General features: G+C 68.2%; 15 protein-coding genes. 3 read left to right on the plus strand and 12 right to left on the minus strand.

Annotated elements, in window-relative coordinates; translation table 11 throughout:
• Positions 1–2: 2 nt before the first annotated feature.
• The 6 genes from bcsR to map all read right to left on the minus strand — a co-directional run bounded on the left by bcsR (position 3) and on the right by map (position 7,954).
• Positions 3–569: a BcsR/BcsP family cellulose biosynthesis protein gene (gene bcsR, locus BM013_RS41115; RefSeq protein ID WP_093121579.1), complete on the minus strand. Its 567-nt coding sequence runs from the start codon at positions 567–569 to the stop codon at positions 3–5.
• Positions 566–961, minus strand: a complete 396-nt coding sequence (gene bcsD / locus BM013_RS00730; protein ID WP_256221334.1) for a cellulose biosynthesis protein BcsD — start codon at positions 959–961, stop codon at positions 566–568. Before bcsD ends, bcsR begins: the two co-directional genes overlap by 4 nt.
• Positions 962–1,259: 298 nt before the next feature.
• Entirely contained in the window at positions 1,260–3,347 is a 2,088-nt protein-coding gene (locus BM013_RS00735) for a sensor domain-containing diguanylate cyclase (RefSeq protein WP_093121582.1), read from the minus strand.
• Positions 3,348–4,382, minus strand: coding sequence for a sensor domain-containing diguanylate cyclase (locus tag BM013_RS00740; RefSeq protein WP_093123261.1), 1,035 nt, complete (start codon positions 4,380–4,382; stop codon positions 3,348–3,350).
• A 103-nt stretch (positions 4,383–4,485) separates the two neighbouring features.
• Positions 4,486–7,110 (minus strand): [protein-PII] uridylyltransferase, encoded by a 2,625-nt coding sequence (locus tag BM013_RS00745; RefSeq protein ID WP_093121585.1) that lies wholly within the window; start codon positions 7,108–7,110, stop codon positions 4,486–4,488.
• A 19-nt stretch (positions 7,111–7,129) separates the two neighbouring features.
• Positions 7,130–7,954 carry a type I methionyl aminopeptidase gene (gene map / locus BM013_RS00750; RefSeq protein ID WP_093121588.1) on the minus strand — a complete coding sequence of 275 codons (825 nt, stop codon included), beginning with the start codon at positions 7,952–7,954 and terminating at the stop codon, positions 7,130–7,132.
• Positions 7,955–8,192: 238 nt separating this feature from the next.
• On the opposite strand from map, the gene purL reads away from it, so the two are divergent.
• Both purL and BM013_RS41120 read left to right on the plus strand, forming a co-directional pair.
• Positions 8,193–12,182 carry a phosphoribosylformylglycinamidine synthase gene (gene purL, locus BM013_RS00755; protein WP_093121590.1) on the plus strand — a complete coding sequence of 1,330 codons (3,990 nt, stop codon included), beginning with the start codon at positions 8,193–8,195 and terminating at the stop codon, positions 12,180–12,182.
• 154 nt (positions 12,183–12,336) lie between these two features.
• Positions 12,337–12,513 carry a hypothetical protein gene (locus BM013_RS41120; RefSeq protein WP_177225397.1) on the plus strand — a complete coding sequence of 59 codons (177 nt, stop codon included), beginning with the start codon at positions 12,337–12,339 and terminating at the stop codon, positions 12,511–12,513.
• A gap of 65 nt (positions 12,514–12,578) precedes the next feature.
• On the opposite strand, the gene BM013_RS00760 is transcribed toward BM013_RS41120, so the two are convergent.
• The 6 genes from BM013_RS00760 to BM013_RS00785 all read right to left on the minus strand — a co-directional run bounded on the left by BM013_RS00760 (position 12,579) and on the right by BM013_RS00785 (position 17,400).
• Entirely contained in the window at positions 12,579–13,364 is a 786-nt protein-coding gene (locus tag BM013_RS00760) for a peptidylprolyl isomerase (RefSeq protein ID WP_093121593.1), read from the minus strand.
• Positions 13,365–13,491: 127 nt separating this feature from the next.
• Positions 13,492–13,779 (minus strand): BolA family protein, encoded by a 288-nt coding sequence (locus BM013_RS00765; protein ID WP_093123264.1) that lies wholly within the window; start codon positions 13,777–13,779, stop codon positions 13,492–13,494.
• Between the two features lie 11 nt (positions 13,780–13,790).
• Positions 13,791–14,333 (minus strand): septation protein A, encoded by a 543-nt coding sequence (locus tag BM013_RS00770; RefSeq protein ID WP_093121595.1) that lies wholly within the window; start codon positions 14,331–14,333, stop codon positions 13,791–13,793.
• Positions 14,330–14,734 (minus strand): peptide-methionine (R)-S-oxide reductase MsrB, encoded by a 405-nt coding sequence (gene msrB, locus BM013_RS00775; RefSeq protein WP_093121598.1) that lies wholly within the window; start codon positions 14,732–14,734, stop codon positions 14,330–14,332. Before msrB ends, BM013_RS00770 begins: the two co-directional genes overlap by 4 nt.
• A complete protein-coding gene (locus BM013_RS00780) occupies positions 14,731–16,236 on the minus strand; it encodes a protein adenylyltransferase SelO (RefSeq protein ID WP_093121601.1) in 1,506 nt (501 codons plus the stop codon). Before BM013_RS00780 ends, msrB begins: the two co-directional genes overlap by 4 nt.
• A gap of 84 nt (positions 16,237–16,320) precedes the next feature.
• Entirely contained in the window at positions 16,321–17,400 is a 1,080-nt protein-coding gene (locus tag BM013_RS00785) for an AraC family transcriptional regulator (protein ID WP_093121603.1), read from the minus strand.
• A 148-nt stretch (positions 17,401–17,548) separates the two neighbouring features.
• Between BM013_RS00785 and BM013_RS00790 the strand changes: the two genes are divergently transcribed.
• The gene (locus BM013_RS00790) at positions 17,549–19,384 is read left to right on the plus strand and encodes a carboxylesterase/lipase family protein (RefSeq protein ID WP_093121605.1); all 1,836 of its coding nucleotides are present in this window, start codon (positions 17,549–17,551) and stop codon (positions 19,382–19,384) included.
• Positions 19,385–19,417 lie beyond the last annotated feature (33 nt).

Below are 19,417 nucleotides of genomic sequence, written 5' to 3' on the forward strand. Positions count from 1 at the left end.
CGTCACGTCGGCCTTCGCCAGCGCGACATGGGGCCTGGCGCGGCGGCCGGTGCCTGCGGGGAGGCCAGGCGTTCGAACAGCTGTTCGAGCGGCGTCGGCGCGGCGCCGGTGGGCTCGGCGGCGGGCGCTGCGGCCCGCGGCATGGCGGGGGCGGCCGGTGCGAACATGGGCGAGACCACGGGGGCCAGCACCGGCGGCGGCGTGCGCAGCACGGGCTCGGCGCGGGGCTGAGGCGCGGCGGGCGCCAGGAAAGGTGCGGGGGCGAGTGCAGGCGCGGGCGGCGGCGCAAAGAAAGGGGCCGGTGCAGGTGCAGGTGCAGGTGCAGGTGCAGGAGCGGGAACAGGCGCTGGCGCGAAGAAGGGAGCCGGCGCGGGTGCGGGAGCAGGTGCCAGCACGGGCGTGGCAACCACCGGCGGGTGCGCGATCTTCTCGCCCGTCAGCAAGGGCCAGACGCGCGGCGCTTCGGCTTCGGCCTCGGGCGGTGCGAATTCCTTGTAGCCGTGGGCGTCGCCGCCGAACTTGCCGAACAGGCCGGCAATGTCTTCAGGTGTGTGGTCGTCGGCGCTCATGCGTCCACCCTCGACAGCCGCAGGTCGATGCGCGGACCGGCCTGCACGTCGGGCTGCAGCGCCTGCACGCGCAGCGAGGAGGGCATGTGCTGCGCGTCGAACCAGCCCTGGTACACGCCTTCGAAGAAGCCGACGCTCCAGTTCGTGGTCTCGGGGCCGAAGGCCACGGCGATCGGGCTGCAGGCGTGGGTGATGGCGAGGCCGTCGGCGTCTTCGTTCAGGACGGCGAAGCCCCAATCGATGCCGTTCCAGTGGGCGTTGAACGCGTCCTGCAGGTCGCCGAGCGTGTTGCAGGGCGGAATCGGCATGGCCTGCGCGAGACGCTGGCCGATGCGAAAGAAGAGCTGTCTCAGGTCCTCAGGCGGCAGTCCGGCGCTCAACTCGGCGGCCATGCCGCGATTGAATTCCAGCCATTGCGCACTGCAGGAATTCCTCTCGTAATACTGAATAAACGTCGCGCCTGTGTCCATGTCGAAGCATTCTCTTGGATCGATTAACCATTGACAACAAATGTGAACTAAAAGGCGCACTTTCGGATGACAAACTGTCTGAAATCAGGGACTAGTTGTCTTTAATACGCGCGCTTCTGTGACGAATTCCACACTTGGATTCTCAATCGGATTAACCCTGGTTACCCATACTTACGTCGCCGAATCGCAACTGGATTCGGCTTTTTTCCAAACAGGCGGGTCAGTCTTCGGCGATGTCCGGCGACGCGGCGACGCCGGAGGCGGGCCTCGCGTCGCCCGCGCGCAGGGCCGACGGTGCACGGGGGGCGCGGGGCGCCAGGCCGGCGCGCACCGTGCCTCGGCCCGCCGCCTTGGCGGCATAGCAGGCGGCGTCGGCGGCCGAGATCCAGTCGTCCACCGAGCCGATTTCCGGTGACAGGCTGGCCACGCCGATGCTGGCGCCGACGTGCAGGCTGCCCGACAGCCAGGGCAGCGCAATGGCCGAAATCGACGCCACGATGTCCTCGGCCACGCGCACCGCGGCCTCGTGGGTGCATTGCTCGAGCAGCAGCGCGAACTCGTCGCCGCCGATGCGCGCGGCCAGGTCGCCCGAGCGCACCCGCGACATGATGGCCGCCGCCGCGGCGCGCAGCATGGCGTCGCCCGAGAGGTGGCCGCCGGTGTCGTTCACTTCCTTGAAGTGGTCGAGGTCGATGAACACCATGGCCGTGGGCAGCGACAGCGGCCGGGCGTCGATCAGCCGCTGCGCCTGCTGGTCGAAGCGCAGGCGGTTGGCCAGCCCGGTCAGGCCGTCGTGGGCGGCCGACCATTCGAGCGCCTTGCGCGCGTTGCGCTGCTCCTCGATGTTGAGCACCGTCCAGATCGAGCCCAGCTCGGTGTGCTCCGGGTCCACCGGCCGGCTGCGCAGCCGGGCCCAGAAGCGGGTGCCGTCGCCGCGCTGCATGCGGACTTCGCCCACGTAGGAATTGCTGCGCGCGAAGGCTTCCTTCTCGAGCGCGGCCAGCGCCGGCTGGTCGTCGTCGGGCGGCACCACGATCAGGTCGAGCTGCTGGCCCAGCAGGTCCTTGTCTTCATAGGAGAGCAGGCGGCACAGCTCGTCGCTCACCAGCTCGAAGCGGCGGTTGCGGATGAAGGCGATACCGATCGGCGCGGCGCGCATCACCGAATGCAGCTTGCTGATCATTTCGCTGTTCAGGCGCTCCAACTCGGCGCGCTGCACGCCCACGTCGCGCAGCACCTTGCCGAGGTGACCGATCTCGCCGTCGGCCTTGGGCCAGCCGTCTTCCGGGCGCATCACGCCGTCGAACATGTGCTGCGCGCGGCGCTCCAGCAGCATCAGCGGCTGCAGCAGCCACCACAGCGTGAGGAACATGCCGGCCGACACTAGCGCGACCAGGCTCGCGGCCCAGGCCATCGCCTGTTCGCGGGCGGCTTTCACGGGGGCCAGGATCTCGGTCTCGGAGCGCGCGCGCCACACCAGCCAGTCGGGCCCGGGCACGCCGGCCACGCTGGTGATTTCGCGCGGCTGCGCCAGCGACAGCCCCAGCGGCTCGATCGGGCTGCCGGCCGCCTGCCATGACTTGAAGGCCTGCGCCAGCCGCGGTTCGTCGGCGATCGACTGCATCAGCCGCTTGCGGTCGGGGTGCGCGAGCACCCGGCCTTGCGCGTCGGTGACGACGATGAGCGCGCCCGCGTCGAACTCCTGCGCGTCGGCCAGGCCGTCGAGCAGGTCGCGGCTGGACAGCCGCAGCGTGCCGCCGACCACCGCGTGGACACCCTTGGCGTCGTGCACCGGCTGCACGAAGGCGATGATCGGCTCGCCGGTCAGCGAGCCGCGCAGCGGTTCGCTGACCATGGGGCGGATGTCGGCGATCGAGCGGCCGAAGTAGCCGCGCTCGCCGATGTTCAGCGAGGGGAGGTGGATGCCGTTCTCGTCGGCCATCACCTGCACGTCGCCGTCGGGCGTGGCCACGTACACATTGGCGAAGAAATTCCGCACCACCTGCCGGGTGCGCATGAATTCCTTGAGCCGCACCGGGTCGCCCAGCGTCTGTTCGTCGAGCACCTCGGCCACCGACTGGAGCACCCGCTGCAGCTGGACCACGTTGTGGCCCAGCAGGCCGGCGGTGCGCACCGCCTCGCTCATCTCGCGCTGGCGCTGGCCCTGCAACAGGTCATGCTCGGTGCGCCCGACCAGGATGGTGGTGATCACGCCGATGCCGAGCACCAGCGCCATGATCCCACCCATCGTGATGCGCGCCTTGAGCGAGCCCAGGGCGTTTTCGAGGCGTGCCAGCCGGTTGTTCATTCAGGCGGACGAGGCTTCCCTGTCGTTGGCGACCGCCCGGCGGCTGCGCTTGACGACGTACATGGCGTCGTCCGCCAGCCGCAGTGCTTCTTCCGCGGAAGTGGTGCGCGCATCGACCGCGACCACGCCCACGCTGGCGCCGCCGTAGTCGAGCATGGTCTGGTTCAGCCGCAGCTCGCCGATGGTGCTTTCGCCCAGGCGGTCGGCCAGGGCGCGCGCGGCGGTGCGCGGCGATTCGTCGAACGCCGGGCCCGTGCCGATCACCACGAACTCGTCGCCGCCGAAGCGCGCCAGCAGGTCGCTGGAGCGCAGTGAGGCCGACAGCCGCCCGGCCATGGCCGAGAGGAACTCGTCGCCGATGTCGTGGCCGTGGGTGTCGTTGATCTTCTTGAAGCCGTCCATGTCGATGAAGCCGACCAGCACGCTGCGGTTGTCGCGCTCGCCCTGGGCGAGCATCCGGCGCAGCGCTTCGATCAGCGTGCGGCGGTTCGGCAGGCCGGTGAGGGCGTCGGTGGAGGCCACAAGCGCCAGTTCGGTGTTGGCTTTTTCCAGCTTCGCGAACAGCAGCTCGCGTTCGACCTGCTGGCCGATCAGCCGCGCGAACAGCTGCAGCACCGGTTCCGCGTGGGGCGGCAGCGGCAGCCGGGCGGCGCTGGCGGCGCACAGGGTGCCGAACAGGCCGCCGCGCTCCGTCTTCACCGGCGTGCTCACATAGGTCTGGATGCCGAGCTGGCGGGCCGCGTCCGAGTCGCCCCAGCAGCTGGCCACGTCGTCGGTGTAGGTGCGGCCTTCTTCCATGGCGCGCTTGCACAGGGTGTCGGCCCAGGGCACCGAGAGGCCTTCGGGAATGACCAGCTTGCGCACGTTGCGGGAGAAAAGAATGTGCTGCTGGCCCTTGTCGAGGTCGATGGTGGTGAGATAGGTCGACTCCAGCCCGGTCACGGCCTCGAGCATTTCAAGCATCGGGCGCGCCAGGTCTTCCAGTGTCTTGGCCGAAGACACCGAGTCTGAAAGTTGTTCGATCAAAGATTCCATGACCGCCATTTTGACGGCGAAGGGCCGCGCGCACCGGCTTTCCTTTCGCCACGTGTCGCATGACCTGTGGCGCCGCTCGGGAATCCGTGGGTTGACCGGGCGGTCAGGACGCGAGGGCTTCCATCAGTTCGGTCTCGATCGCGAGCTGCGTCTTCTGGCCCTGGAGCTCGGGGCCGCTGATGAGGAAGGTGTCTTCCACCCGCTCGCCCAGGGTCGTGACCTTGGCAAGCTGCAGGTTCAGGTGGTGGCGCGCCAGCACCCGGGCCACCGAGTACAGCAGGCCGGCCCGGTCGCTGGCCGAGATGTTGAGCAGCCAGCGCTGCGCCTTGTCGTCGGGCAGCAGGCTGATGCGCGGCTTGATCGGAAAGCTGCGCACCCGGCGCGACACCCGGCCCATGCTGGGCGCGGGCAAGGCGCCGGCTTCGGTGAGGGTGTGCGTCAGCCCCGACTCGACCATGCTGATCAGGTCGCGGTAGTGGTCGGGCAGGAAGGTGGTCACCACCTGGAAAGTGTCCAGCGCGTAGCCGTTGCTCGTGGTGTGCACCTTGGCGTCCAGGATGCTGAAGGACGACTGGTCGAAATAGCCGCAGATGCGCGCGAACAGGTCGGGCTGGTCGGGCGTGTACACCACCACTTGCAGGCCTTCGCCCACCGGCGACAGGTGCGCGCGCACCACCGGCGGCGCCTTCGGGTCGAACGGCACGTTCCTGGGCGGCACGAAGCGCGAGAGCTGCTTGGCGTGCCAGGCGATCTCGGTGGCGTCGTGGCGCATGAAGTAGCCCACGTCCAGCGTGTCCCACAGCGCCTTGTGCGCCTCGAAGCGCTGGGCGTGCAGGGCGAGCTGCACCAGCGCCTCGCGCTTGCGCGCCTCGACTTCGGCGTCCGGGTCGGGCATGCGGCCGCCCAGCGCGCGCAGCGTGTAGCGGTACAGGTCCTCGAGCAGCTTGCCTTTCCATGCGTTCCATACGCGCGGCGAGGTGCCCCGGATGTCGGCGATGGTCAGCAGGTACAGCGCGGTCAGGTAGCGCTCGTTGCCCACGCGCCTGGCGAAGGCGCCGATCACCTCGGGGTCGCTCAGGTCCTGCTTTTGCGCGACCTGGCTCATCACCAGGTGCTCGGCCACCAGGAATTCGATCAGCTTGGCGTCTTCGCGGGCAATGCCGTGCTGCTTGCAGAAGCGCTGCACGTCGCGCGCGCCCAGCGTGGAATGGTCGCCGCCGCGGCCCTTGGCAATGTCGTGGAAGAGGGCGGCCACGTACAGGATCCAGGGCTTGTCCCAGCCGGCGGCCAGCTGCGAGCAGAACGGGTACTCGTGGGCGTGCTCGGCAATGAAGAAGCGCCGCACGTTGCGCAGCACCATCAGGATGTGCTGGTCGACCGTGTAGACGTGGAACAGGTCGTGCTGCATCTGCCCGACGATGCTGCGGAACACCCGCAGGTAGCGCCCCAGCACCGAGGTCTGGTTCATCAGCCGGAACGCATGCGTGATGCCGTAGGGCTGCAGCATGATCCGCATGAAGGTCTCGTGGTTGACCGGGTCGTTGCGGAACTTGCTGTCCATGACGTGGCGCGCGTTGTACAGCGCGCGCAGCGTGCGCGCCGACAGGCCCTGCACGCCGATGGTCTTCTGGTACAGCAGGAAGGTCTCGAGCACCGCGTGCGGCTCGCGCTCGTACAGGTCGTCGCTGGCGATCTCGATCAGGCCGGCGCGCTCGTAGAAGCGCTCATTGATCGGCGTGTGCTGCTCCATGCTGGGCTGCAGGCGCTCGGAAATGTTGAGCAGCAGGATCTGGTTGAGCTGCGACACCGCCTTGGCGGCCCAGTAGTAGCGGCGCATCAGCGCCTCGCTGGACTTGCGCTGCGACTCGCTTTCATAGCCGAAGCTGGCCGCCACCGCGGTCTGCAGGTCGAACACCAGGCGGTCTTCGCGGCGGTTGGCAATCACGTGCAGCCGGGCGCGAATGAGCGAGAGCAGGGCCTCGTTGCGCTTGATCTGCTGCGCCTCGAAGGAGGTGGCCAGGCCGTTCTTGGCCAGGTCGTCCCAGCGGCTGCCGTAGCCGGCGGCCTTGGTCATCCAGAGGATGGTCTGCAGGTCGCGCAGGCCGCCCGGCGATTCCTTGCAGTTGGGCTCCAGCGCGTAGGGCGTGTTGTCGAACTTCTGGTGGCGGTGCCGCATTTCCTGCGACTTGGCCACGAAGAAGGCCTGCGGGTCGATGGCGCGCGTGAAGCGGCGGCGAAACGCCGTGAAGAGCTTCTTGTTGCCGGTGATCAGGCGCGCCTCGAGCAGCGAGGTCTGGACGGTGATGTCTTTTTCGGCCTCGGCCAGGCACTCTTCGAGCGTGCGCACGCTGGAGCCGATTTCCAGCCCGGCGTCCCAGCACTGGCCGATGAAGGCCTCGATGCGGGCGGGGTCGACGGCGCCGCCCTGGCCCTCGTAGCCTTCGTCGCCCTCCGGCGGCAGCAGCACGAGCACGTCGACATCGGAATACGGAAACAGCTCCCCGCGCCCGAAGCCGCCCACCGCGGCCAGCGTGAGCGAGTCGCCGAAGCCGGCCTCGCGCCACAGGGCGATGAGCGTTTCGTCGGCCAGCGCCGCCAGCTGCCGCAGCACGGTGTGCACGCTGCGGGTGGGGGCGCGCGCGAAGCGCAGGGTGTCGAACAGGGCGAGCTTTTTCGCCCGATAGGCTTCGCGCAGCGTCGCCACGTCGATCTTGGCTGCTTCGATCACGTCCGGGGCCGCGCGTGCGTCAGGTCTTGGTCGAAGTGACGAAGGAGGGCAGCGGCGGGCTGCCTTCGGACAGCGTCAGCACCTCGTAGCCGGTCTCGGTGACCAGCACCGTGTGCTCCCACTGGGCCGACAGCGAATGGTCGCGCGTGACGATGGTCCAGCCGTCGTACTGGCCGCCCTTGAAATCTTCCTTCACGTCGCGCTTGCCGGCGTTGATCATCGGCTCGATGGTGAAGATCATGCCGGGCTTGAGTTCTTCCAGCGTGCCCGGGCGGCCGTAGTGCAGCACCTGGGGTTCTTCATGGAAGCGCTGGCCCACGCCGTGGCCGCAGAACTCGCGCACGATCGTGAAGCCCTGGCCTTCGGCGAACTTCTGGATCGCGTGGCCCACGTCGCCCAGGTGCGCGCCGGGGCGCACCTGCAGGATGCCGTGCCACATGGCTTCGAAGGTGATGCTGCACAGGCGCTTGGCGGCGATGGAGGCGTCGCCGATCACGTACATGCGGCTGTTGTCGCCGAACCAGCCGTCCTTGATGACGGTCACGTCGACGTTCATGATGTCGCCCTTCTTCAGGGGCTTGTCATTGGGAATCCCGTGGCAGACCACGTGGTTCACCGAGGTGCAGAGCGATTTGGGGAAGGGCACGCTGCTGGCGCCCATGTAGCCCACCGTGGCCGAGGTGGTGCCCTGCTTGACCATGTATTCGGCGGCGAGCCGGTCCACGTCGTTGGTCGTGATGCCGGGCTTGATCAGGGGCGTGAGGTAATCCAGCACCTCGGAAGCAAGGCGGCAGGCGACCCGCATGGCTTCGATGCCCGCAGCGTCTTTGTAGTTAATGCTCATCCCGGAATTATCCCATCCGGCAGATGAACCTGCCCCCGACGCGGGGCACTTCCTGTTCCCGCGGTCCCCCAAGCGGGACGGCCGACTTGGGAAGGCCCGGCGTTAGCCTAAAATTCCGGGTTAACGCGGATGACCCCAGTCAGCGGCCATCCGCCTCGATTCCTTGATTTCCAACGCGGCCCCCGAGGCCCCATCGACCGTGACGCAGCCCGCACCTCAAGCCCTTCCTGTCGTAACCATGTTCGAGGGCGGCAGCGCGCTCAGCGACTTCCGCGCACGCCAGCTGCTGCCGAAGCTGCAGGCCGTCGAGCCGCGCATCGAGGGCATTTCGGCCCGTTTCGTGCACCTGGTGGTGACCGACGCAACCCTCGGCACGGCCGACCGTGAGCGCTTCGCCGCGCTGCTGACCTACGGCGAGCCCTTCGAGGCGCCCGCCAAGGCCACCACCTCGGTGGTGGTCACGCCCCGCCTGGGCACCGTGTCGCCGTGGGCCTCCAAGGCCACCGACATCGCCCACAACTGCGGCCTGGCGCTGCGCCGGGTCGAGCGCGTCACCCAATACCACCTGAAGCTCAAGGCCCCGCTGATCGGCAAGGCCCCCGTGCTCGAAGGCGACGCGCTGGCCGCCGCGTCCGGCCCGCTGCACGACCGCATGACCGAATCGGTGCTGGCCACCGTCGAGCAGGCGGCCAGTCTGTTCAGCGAACTGCCGGCCCAGCCGATGGCGCAGGTCGACGTGCTCGCCGGCGGCCGCACGGCGCTGGTGGCGGCCAACACCGGCTTCGGCCTGGCGCTGGCCGAGGACGAGATCGACTACCTGGTGGACGCCTTCACCCGCCTGGGCCGCAACCCCAGCGACGTCGAACTCATGATGTTCGCGCAGGCCAACAGCGAGCACTGCCGCCACAAGATCTTCAACGCGGCCTTCACCATCGACGGCAAGGCGCAGCCGCAAAGCCTGTTCTCGATGATCCGCCACACCGAGAAGCAGAACCCGCAGCACACGGTCATCGCCTATGCCGACAACGCCTCGGTGATGGAAGGCGCGACCATCGAGCGCTTCATTCCCGCCAACGGCTCGCAGAGCTATCAAAAAGATAGCGCACTGACCCACGTGCTGATGAAGGTCGAGACGCACAACCACCCGACCGCCATTTCCCCGTTCCCGGGCGCCTCGACCGGCGCGGGCGGCGAGATCCGCGACGAGGGCGCCACCGGCCGCGGCTCCAAGCCCAAGGCTGGCCTGACCGGTTTCACCGTGTCGAAGCTGTGGCCCGATACCGCCAAGGACGGCGGCCACTACGGCAAGCCCGAGCACATCGCCAGCCCGCTGCAGATCATGACCGAGGGCCCGCTGGGCGGCGCCGCGTTCAACAACGAGTTCGGCCGTCCCAACCTGCTGGGCTACTTCCGCGAATACGAGCAGACGGTGGCGAGCGACCTCGACACCGTGCAGCGCGGCTACCACAAGCCCATCATGATCGCGGGCGGCCTCGGCAGCATCGACGCCACCCAGACCAAGAAGATCCTGTTCCCGGCCGGTTCGCTGCTGATCCAGCTCGGCGGCCCCGGCATGCGCATCGGCATGGGCGGCAGCGCCGCCAGTTCGATGGCCACCGGCGCCAACGCGGCCGAGCTCGACTTCGACTCGGTGCAGCGCGGCAACCCCGAAATCGAGCGCCGTGCGCAGGAGGTCATCAACCACTGCTGGCAGCAGGGCGCGGCCAACCCGATCCTGGCGATCCACGACGTGGGCGCCGGTGGCCTGAGCAACGCCTTCCCCGAGCTGACCAACGACGCCGGCCGCGGCGCGCGCTTCGACCTGCGCGCCGTGCCGCTGGAAGAGTCGGGCATGGCGCCCAAGGAAATCTGGTGCAACGAAAGCCAGGAGCGCTACGTGCTGGCCATCGCGCCGGCGTCGCTCGAGCAGTTCAAGGCCTTCTGCGAGCGCGAGCGCTGCCCGTTCTCGGTGGTCGGCGTGGCGACCGAGGAGCGCCAGCTGCTGGTGGCCGACGAAGGCGCCAATGTTCAGCCCGTCGACATGCCCATGGACGTGCTGCTCGGCAAGCCGCCCAAGATGCACCGCGACGTGAAAGCCGTCACGCGCACCTTCAAGCCGCTCGACCTGACCGGCGTCGACCTGCAGAAGGCCGCCATCGAGGTGCTCGCGCACCCGACCGTGGCGTCCAAGCGTTTCCTCATCACCATCGGCGACCGCACCGTGGGCGGCATGAGCCACCGCGACCAGATGGTCGGCCCGTGGCAGGTGCCCGTGGCCGACTGCGCCGTGACGCTGGCCGACTACAAGGGCTTTGCCGGCGAAGCCATGAGCATGGGCGAGCGCACGCCGCTGGCCGCGCTCGACGCGCCGGCCTCCGGCCGCATGGCCGTGGCCGAGGCCATCACCAACCTGCTGGCCGCACCCATCGAGCTGTCGCGCGTGAAGCTGTCGGCCAACTGGATGGCCGCCTGCGGCGAGCCCGGCGAAGACGCCGCGCTGTACGAAACCGTGAAGGCCGTGGGCCTGGAGCTGTGCCCGGCGCTGGGCGTGTCGATTCCGGTCGGCAAGGATTCGCTGTCGATGCGCACGCAGTGGAAGGACAACGGCGAGGCCAAGAAGGTCACCTCGCCCGTGAGCCTGATCGTCACCGCCTTCGCGTCGCTGGCCGACGTGCGCGGCACGCTCACGCCGCAACTGGACGCCGAAGAGGCCGACACCACGCTGGTGCTCGTCGACCTGGGCCGGGGCAAGCACCGCATGGCCGGCAGCATCCTGTCGCAGACGCTCGAGCAGAGCGGCGACACCGTGCCCGACCTCGACGATCCGGCGCAGCTGGTGGCGCTGGTCAATGCCGTGAACGCGCTGCGCGCCGACGGCAAGATCCTGGCCATGCACGACCGCAGCGACGGCGGCCTGTTCGCCACCGCGTGCGAGATGGCCTTTGCCGGCCACGTCGGCGTGGCATTGAACGTCGACATGCTGGTCACCGAAGGCGACGGCATCTCCGACAGCCGCATGGAAACCGGCGACGCCAAGAACTGGGCGCAGCAGGTCAGCGCGCGGCGCGAAGAGCTCACGCTCAAGGCGCTGTTCAATGAAGAGCTGGGCATGGTGCTGCAGGTGCGCACGGCCGAGCGCAACGACGTCATGCAGGTGCTGCGCGCGCACGGCCTGAGCGCGCACAGCCACTTCGTCGGCAAGACGCGCCCCGCCAGCTCGACCATGGACGCGGGCAAGGGCAAGCTCGAAGTCTGGCGCGACGCCAAGTCGGTGTTCAGCGCCAGCCTGCACGACCTGCACCACGTGTGGGACTCGGTGAGCTGGAAGATCGCCCGCGAGCGCGACAACCCCGCCTGCGCCGATGCCGAGCACGCCGCCGCCGGCGTGCCGACCGACCCCGGCATGCACGTGTTCCTGCCGAACGCACAGCAGTCCGTGGCCCTGGCGCCGGCCTTCCTGCAGTCGCGTCCCAAGGTCGCGATCCTGCGCGAGCAGGGCGTCAACTCGCACGTCGAGATGGCCTACGCCTTCACCGAAGCCGGCTTCGAGGCCTTCGACGTCCACATGACCGACCTGCAGACCGGCCGCGCGGACCTTGCCGACTTCAAGGGCGTGGTCGCCTGCGGCGGCTTCAGCTACGGCGACACGCTGGGTGCCGGCATCGGCTGGGCGCGCAGCATCACCTTCAACCCGAAGCTGGCCGAGCAGTTCAAGACCTTCTTCGGCCGCGCCGACACCTTCGGCCTGGGCGTGTGCAACGGCTGCCAGATGTTCGCCGAGCTGGCCGACATCATTCCGGGTGCCGAAGCCTGGCCGCGCTTCACCACCAACCAGAGCGAGCGCTTCGAGGCACGCCTGTCGATGGTCGAGGTGCTCGAGTCGCCGAGCCTCTTCTTCGCGGGCATGGCCGGCAGCCGCCTGCCGATCGCGGTGGCGCACGGCGAGGGCTACGCGAACTTCAAGCACCGCGGCGACGCGGCCAAGGCCATTGGCGCCATGCGCTTCGTGGACAACCACGGCCAGCCGACCGAGCAGTACCCGTTCAACCCGAACGGCAGCGCGGGCGGCCTGACCTCGGTGACCACGCCGGACGGCCGCTTCACTGCGGTCATGCCGCACCCGGAGCGCGTGTTCCGCAACATCCAGATGAGCTGGACCTCGGGCGACCGCTCGGAGCTCAGCCCCTGGATGCAGGTCTGGCGCAACGCACGCAAGTGGGTCGGCTGATCGGGCGATGCTCGACCTCGATCACCCGCGAAGCCGGCACGTGCTGGAAGCGGCGCGCATCGAGGACCTGATCCGCAAGTTGCTGCTGGCGTGGCGCTAAGACCAGGCAACGGACGAGGCAACGGCTTCGTCCGCACGCAGCGAGATCCTGCAGGTGCTGCTGCCGCAGCTCGAAGCGCTCAACGCCGCGCACTTCGGCGCGTCGACGCAGATCTACCGCACGCTAGATGCGCTGGGCCAGGCAGTGCAGGGCGCCGATGCCGGCAAGGCATGGCGGGCGTTCGGTGCGCTCGACGGGCCGGGTGACAACTTCGCAACCTGGGCCATCTGAAGCAAGCAACAGGACGGCCATGAAAAAAGCGACCCGAAGGTCGCTTTTCCTTTGCCTGGATCGACTTACTCGACCTTGGCCTTCGCGCGCAGTTCTTCCTGGAACTTCTGCAGGCGCTGCTGCTGCAGCTGCTGCGTGATCTGCGGCTTCACTTCTTCCATCTTCGGCAGTTGGGCCTGGCGGATGTCGTCCACGCGGATGATGTGATAGCCGAACTGGGTCTTGATCGGGGCAGGGGTGGTCTCGCCCTTCTTGAGCTTGATCATCGCTTCCGAGAACTCGGGCACGAAGCTCGCGGGGTTGGCCCAGTCGAGGTCGCCGCCGTTGGCACCCGAACCCGGGTCCTTGCTCTGCTTCTTGGCGATGTCTTCGAACTTGGCACCCTTCTTCAGGTCGGCCATGATCTTCTTGGCTTGGTCTTCGGTCTCCACCAGGATGTGGCGGGCCTTGTATTCCTTGCCGCCGTTGGCCGCCACGAACTTGTCGTACTCGGCCTTCACGTCGGCGTCCGACACCGGGTTGGTCTTGCGGTAGTTCTCGAACAGCGCGCGGATCAGGATGGCCTGGCGGGCGAGCTCGAGCTGGTTCTTGTAGTCCTCGCTGGTGTCCAGGCCCTGCTTCTGCGCTTCCTGCATGAACACTTCGCGCGCCACGATTTCCTCGCGCAGCTGGCTTTGCATTTCAGGCGTCACCGGACGGCCCGCGGCTGCCAGTTGCTGGGCCAGGACCTCCATGCGCGCCTTGGGCACCGGCTTGCCGTTCACGATGGCTGCGTTCTGCGCCAGCGCCGCCGTGGAAGTGGCGCCGAGCAGCACTGCGGCCGCGACGGCCTGCAAGATTTGTTTTTTCATGGAATGAATATCGAGCTGGGAAGGAAATGCGCTTGTAGGAAAAGGCGCGGGAAAGAAAGCAGGGATGGGGAGGAAAAGGGGAGCGATGCGACCGCGTCGAAAGCGGTGCAAGTGTGCGTTGGACGACTCAGAGCACCTCGATGGCGATGGCGTGCAGACCCTGTGCGATAAAAACCTGGAGGGCATCATACACAAGCCGATGCCGCGCCACGCGGGGCTTCCCGTCGAACAGAGGGGACGCGATGCGCACGCGGAAATGGGTGCCGTAGCCCTGCGCGTTGGCGCCGGAATGGCCGGCGTGCGCGGCGCTTTCGTCGATCACCTCGAGCTGCGTCGGGGCCAGCGCTTCGCGCAGCGCGGCCTCCAGCGCGGCGACGGTGGGCAGTACGGTGGCGGTGACCGTGGCGGTGCTCATGCTGCTGTCCGTCATGCCGTGGGCGCGTCGTCGTTCTTCAGGTGCGGCGCGATGTACAGGCCTTGCGCCACCAGGAAGACGATGGGGAACGCATAGCCCCAGAGCTTGAAGTTGACCCAGGCCTCGGTCGTGAAGTACGCCGCCACGTAGCCGTTGATGACCGCCATGAACACGCAGTAGCCGATCCACGCCACGTTCAGGCGGGCCCAGATGCGGTCGGGCAGCTCCAGCTGGGAGCCCAGCAGCATCTTCAGGAAGTTCTTCTTCAGCGCCCAGAGCGCCACCGCCAGCGCGACAGCCATGGCGCCGTACAGCACCGTCGGCTTCCACTTGATGAAGCGGTCGTCATGCAGCACCAGCGTGAGCGTGCCGAACAGCAGGATGAGCACCAGCGTGGCCTTCTGCATGGCCTGCAGCTTGCGCTCCATGGCGTAGATGATCGCCATCTGCACCACGGTGGCGGCCATCAGCACGCCGGTGGCGGTGTAGATGTCGCCGAGCTTGTAGGCGCCGAAGAACAGCAGGATCGGGAAGAAGTCGAGGATCAGTTTCATTTTTTCTGGAAGTCGAGCGACGCGGAATTCATGCAATAGCGCAGGCCGGTTTCGGTCGGGCCGTCGGGGAACACGTGGCCCAGGTGGGCGCCGCAACCGGCGCACACGTTCTCGGTGCGCACCATGCCGTGCGAACGGTCGACGATGTTCCTGATGGCGCCCGGCACGGCCTCCTGCGAGAAGCTGGGCCAGCCGCAGCCGGCGTCGAACTTGGTCGAGGCGTCGAACAGCTTGGCGCCGCAGCACACGCAGTGGTAAGTGCCGTCGTCCCAGTGCGCTTCGTATTTGCCCGTGAAGGCGCGCTCGGTGGCGGCGTGGCGCGTGACTTCGAAGGCGGCCGGCTCGGCGCCTTTTTCAGCGAGCAGCGCTTTCCATTCGGCGTCGGTTTTCTGTACGGTCATGATGAGCAGCTGATTTCGATCGTGGAGGCCCAGTCGGGCGGAAAGCCGGCGTAGGCGTCGCAACCGGGGTGTTCGTCGAAGGGGGCTTCGAGCAGGGCCAGCAAGGTTGCCACACCCGCGTGGTCTTTTAGCTGACTTGCTTCGATGGCTTGCTGGCCCAGGTGGTTCCGCAGCACGAACTTGGGGTTCGATTTGAGCATCAAATCGGCCGCTTGCGCACGTCCAGCGGCCGCATGCCGCTCTGAAAACAATAGCAACCAGGCGTCGAAGCCCTCGCGGTCCGGAAACAGGTCGCGCACCGGCTCGGCGTTGCCGTCGGCCATGTGGTGCGAGAGCCGGCGCCAGAAGATCGTGTAGTCGACCTTGCCCGCGGCCAGCAGCTTGAGCACGCCTTCGATCAGCGCGCGGTCGCCCTCGGCTGCATCCGCCAGGCCGAGCTTGGCGCGCATGCGGCCTTCGAACGCGTGGGGGAACACGGTCTTGTACGACTCCAGCGCGGCCACGGCCACTTCCTGGTCGCCGATCAGCGGCAGCAGCGCCTGCGCCAGGCAGAACAGGTTCCAGTACGCCACGTTGGGCTGCTGGTTGAAGGCGTAGCGACCGCTGGTGTCGCTGTGGTTGCAGATGTGGCGCGGATCGAAGCCGTCGAGGAACTGGAACGGCCCGTAGTCGATGGTGAGCCCGAGGATGCTCATGTTGTCGGTGTTCATCACCCCGTGGCAGAAGCCCACGGCCTGCCATTGCGCGAGCAGGGCGGCGGTGCGCTCGCTCACGGCTTCCAGGAACGCGGCGTAGGCGTTGCCGTCGAAGCGCTCGGTGGTGCGGCAGGCGGGGTAGTAGCGGTCGATGACGTAGTCGGCCAGCGCGCGCAACTCGTCTTCGCGCTGGTTGGCCGCGAAATGCTCGAAGTGCCCGAAGCGGATGAAGCTCGGCGCCACGCGGGTGACGACCGCCGCGCTTTCCAGTTCTTCGCGCCGCACGCGGGCGTCGGAGCCGGTCACGCACAGCGCGCGCGTGGTCGGAATGCCGAGGCCGTGCATGGCTTCGCTGCAGAGGAATTCGCGGATGCTCGAGCGCAGCACCGCGCGGCCGTCGCCGCCACGCGAGTAGGGCGTGCGGCCCGCGCCTTTGAACTGCACTTCGAGGCCGCCCTCGCTCCCGGTGTCGCTTGCGATGTCGGCCTCGCCGATCATGATGGCGCGCCCGTCGCCGAGCTGGCCGGCCCACACGCCGAACTGGTGGCCGCTGTAGACGGTGGCAAAGGGTTGCGTGCCCGCGATGGGCATGCTGCCGGTCAGGGCGGCCAGCGTGTTTGTTGATTCATGCCAGCCGGGCGGCAGGCCCAGTTCGCGCGCAACGGCGTCGCTGCGGCCCACCCAGTACGGGTCGGGCAGGGGCGTCGGGCGCAATTCGGTGAAAAACGCCGGTCCCAGGTTCGCGAATCCGGTTTTCCAGCGCAATCCCAGGTCCGCGACCTCGGTGTCTTCAGCAAGCAGGCTCATGGGCGGATTGTCCGGCAGAGCGCGTAACCCCTTGCCTGGCGGGCCATCGGGCCCGGGGAGCGGGCTGGAAGGGCGAGAGGGCGGTCAGGCGGCCAGGCGCGCCGGCCCGTCCCAGATGCGCGCCCGGTACTGCGCCGGCGGCACGCCGAACCAGCGCTTGCAGGCGCGAAAGAAGTTGCTGCTGTCCACGAAGCCCAGCATGTCCGCCACATCGGTCAGCGTGTGGCGGTCTTGCGCCAGGTACTGCTGCGCCAGTTCGCGCCGGGTGCGGTCGAGCAGCGCCTGGAACGACACCGACTCTTCCTGCAGCCGCCGCTGCAAGGTGCGTTCGGCCAGCCCGAGGCCCGAGGCCACGTCCTGCCGGCGCGGCTCGCCGTGCTGCAGGCGCCGCGCAATCTCGGCGCACACCAGCGTGCTGGTGGTGGTCTGGCCCAGCAGGTCCAGCTGGTCGTCGAGCAGGTGCTCCTGCATCTCGCCCAGCACGGGGTGGTGGGTGGGCAGCGGCATCGCCAGGTCGGCGGCCGAGATCAGCATGCGGTTGGCCGTTGCGTTGAAGCGCACGTCGCAGCCGAAGGCCTCGCGGTGCAGGTGGTCGTCGGCCGGCGCGGCGTAGACGAACTCCATGGCCAGCGGATGCAGCTCGCGCCGCGTGAGCCATTGGCATTGCACGAGCGTGGTGAGCAGCGCGTATTCCACGCGCTGGCGCGGAATGGGCAGGGCGCCGCCGGTGTGTTCCATCACGAGCCAGCAGCCGCGCGCGTCGTGCGCGAGCGAGAACGCGGTCGCGTCCGAGATCACCGCCATGTAGCGCGCCAGCCGCGCGAGCGCCGCGCCCAGGTCGGGGCTGCACGCCATGGCGTGGCCCACCGTGCCCAGCTTGCTGTAGGTGGAGGCGAAGTCGCGGTGCAGGCCCAGCGTGGGCCGCCCGGCGCGCGCCACGGCCAGTTGCCACATCACCGTGATCTCGTCGACCGGGATGCGCGCGTTCTGCCGGTGCAGCGAGTCGGGGTCGAAGCCCGCGTCGCGCAGCAGCGAAGGCACGTCCAGCCCCTCGGCCTCGAACATCGACAGCACACCCTCCAGCCACGCGGCCGAGCTGGTGTGCAGCTCCGGCTGCGACACGCAACCCGAACGGCGCTGCAGCCGGCGCGGATGACGTGGCATGGAGGCTTCTGAAGTCATTGAATTGGCTCGCTTGCGATAGCGGTGAAAACGGCGCCGGTTTCTAGAATTTTTCGGTGCGCGGCTCTCCCCAGTATGGGCGCCGCGCACCGAGCCAGGAATTCCGATTAACCCGGTGTGGAGACAAAACATGAAGAAGATCGAGACAACACAAGACCAGGGCACGGCGAGAAAGACCGCGGTGGCCAGGGCCATTGCAATCGCGACAGCCGCGGCGGCCCTTGCCGCGCTCGCGGCCTGCGGCGGCGGATCGTCCGGAGGGTCCGGCTTTGCGTTCGTGCCGGGTGCGCCCGCACCGGCGCCCGTGCCTCCCCCGCAACCCGTGGCCGACGGCCCCATGGTGCGCCAGACCACGGCCGGCAAGATCGAAGGCGTGGACGACAGCGCGGGCTCGGGCACCTATTTCTGGAAGGGCGTTCCTTTCGCCAAGGCGCCGGCCGGCAGCCTGCGCTGGCGCGCGCCGGTGGAGCCCGACGCCTGGAGCGACATCCGCCCGGCCAAGACCTTCGGCGCCGCCTGCCTGCAGATCGGCCGCGTCTTCGGGCCGGGTTCCAACAACACCTACGACGCCACCATCGTCTCCACGCTGGGCCAGCCGCTGGGCAGCGAAGACTGCCTGTTCGTGAACGTCTGGCGACCGGCCACCACCGACAAGAACCTGCCGGTGCTGCTGTTCATCCACGGCGGCAGCAACATTTCGGGTTACACGGCCGACCCGCTGTACGACGGCGCCAAGCTGGCCAAGGCCGCCAACGCGGTGGTCATCACCGCCAGCTACCGGCTCGGCGTGCTGGGCTTCCTGAACGTGCCGCAGCTGCGACCCGGCGGCACCGCCGGCGACGACTCGGGCAACTTCGCGCTGCTCGACAACATGGCGGCGCTGCGCTACATCCAGAACAACGTGGCCACCTTCGGCGGCGACCCCGGCAACGTCACGCTGTCGGGCGAGTCGGCCGGCGCCACCAACCTGCTGGCGATCATGACTTCGCCGATGGCCAAGGGCCTGTTCCACAAGGCCATCGAAATGAGCGGCGGCATCTCGCTGGCGAGCGACCTCGTCGGCAAGCCCGGCGCCCAGCCCGCGCTCAGCCCGGCCTCGGTGTCGCTGGCGCAGGGCGACGCCATCCTGAAGAGCCTGCTGGTGGCCGACGGCACCGTGCCCGACGCGCCGGCGGCCGCCGCCTACATCGGCACGCGCACGCCGGCGCAGATTTCCGACTACATGCGCTCGAAGGAGGGTGGGGCGCTGCTGAAGACGGTGCTGGCCGCCAACCTGAGTTCGGTCGCGCCCATTCCCGACGGCACGGTGATCCCCGCCAACCCGATCGACGCCATTGCGGCCGACAAGTACGTCAAGGTGCCCACCATCGCCGGCAACACGCGCGACGAGGGCAAGCTCTTCGCCTCGCTGCTGCCGCTGTTCGGAGGCGCGCCCGGCTGGAAGATCGACGACGCCAAGCGCCTCACGCTGATGATGAACTTCGACCCCGACGCCGCCGCGCAGCCGCTGACCTCGGCCGACATCATCGACACGTCCTACCTGCCGGTAGATACGGCCGTCACGGGCTACAACGCCAAGACCCGACTCATCACCAAGCTGCTGTTCGAGGCCAACCGCGACAACCTGCTTGACACCATGAAGACGCGCCAGTCCAACCTGTGGAGCTACCGGCTCGACTGGGCGCAGGAGGCGTACCCGTGGAACGAGGTGTACGGCGCCGCGCATGCGTTCGACCTGCCGTTCGTGTTCGGCAATTTCGGTCCGTCGGTGCTGTCGAACACCATCGGCGGCAAGGCCAATGAGAAGGGGCGCCTGGCGCTGTCGGCCGCGGTCATGGCGAGCGTGGGCGCGTTCATGCGCAATGGCGACCCGAATACGCCCGAACTTGGTGCAACCTGGGCGCCGTGGCCGTCGAAGCTGTTGTTCGACGCCACCCTCACGACGCTGAAAAACGGCGTGGAGTGAGCCGCTTCGTTCAATCGTGCAGTGCGGGTTTGT

The sequence above is a fragment of the Variovorax sp. OK605 genome (genome assembly GCF_900115445.1).
Lineage (GTDB): Bacteria > Pseudomonadota > Gammaproteobacteria > Burkholderiales > Burkholderiaceae_C > Variovorax.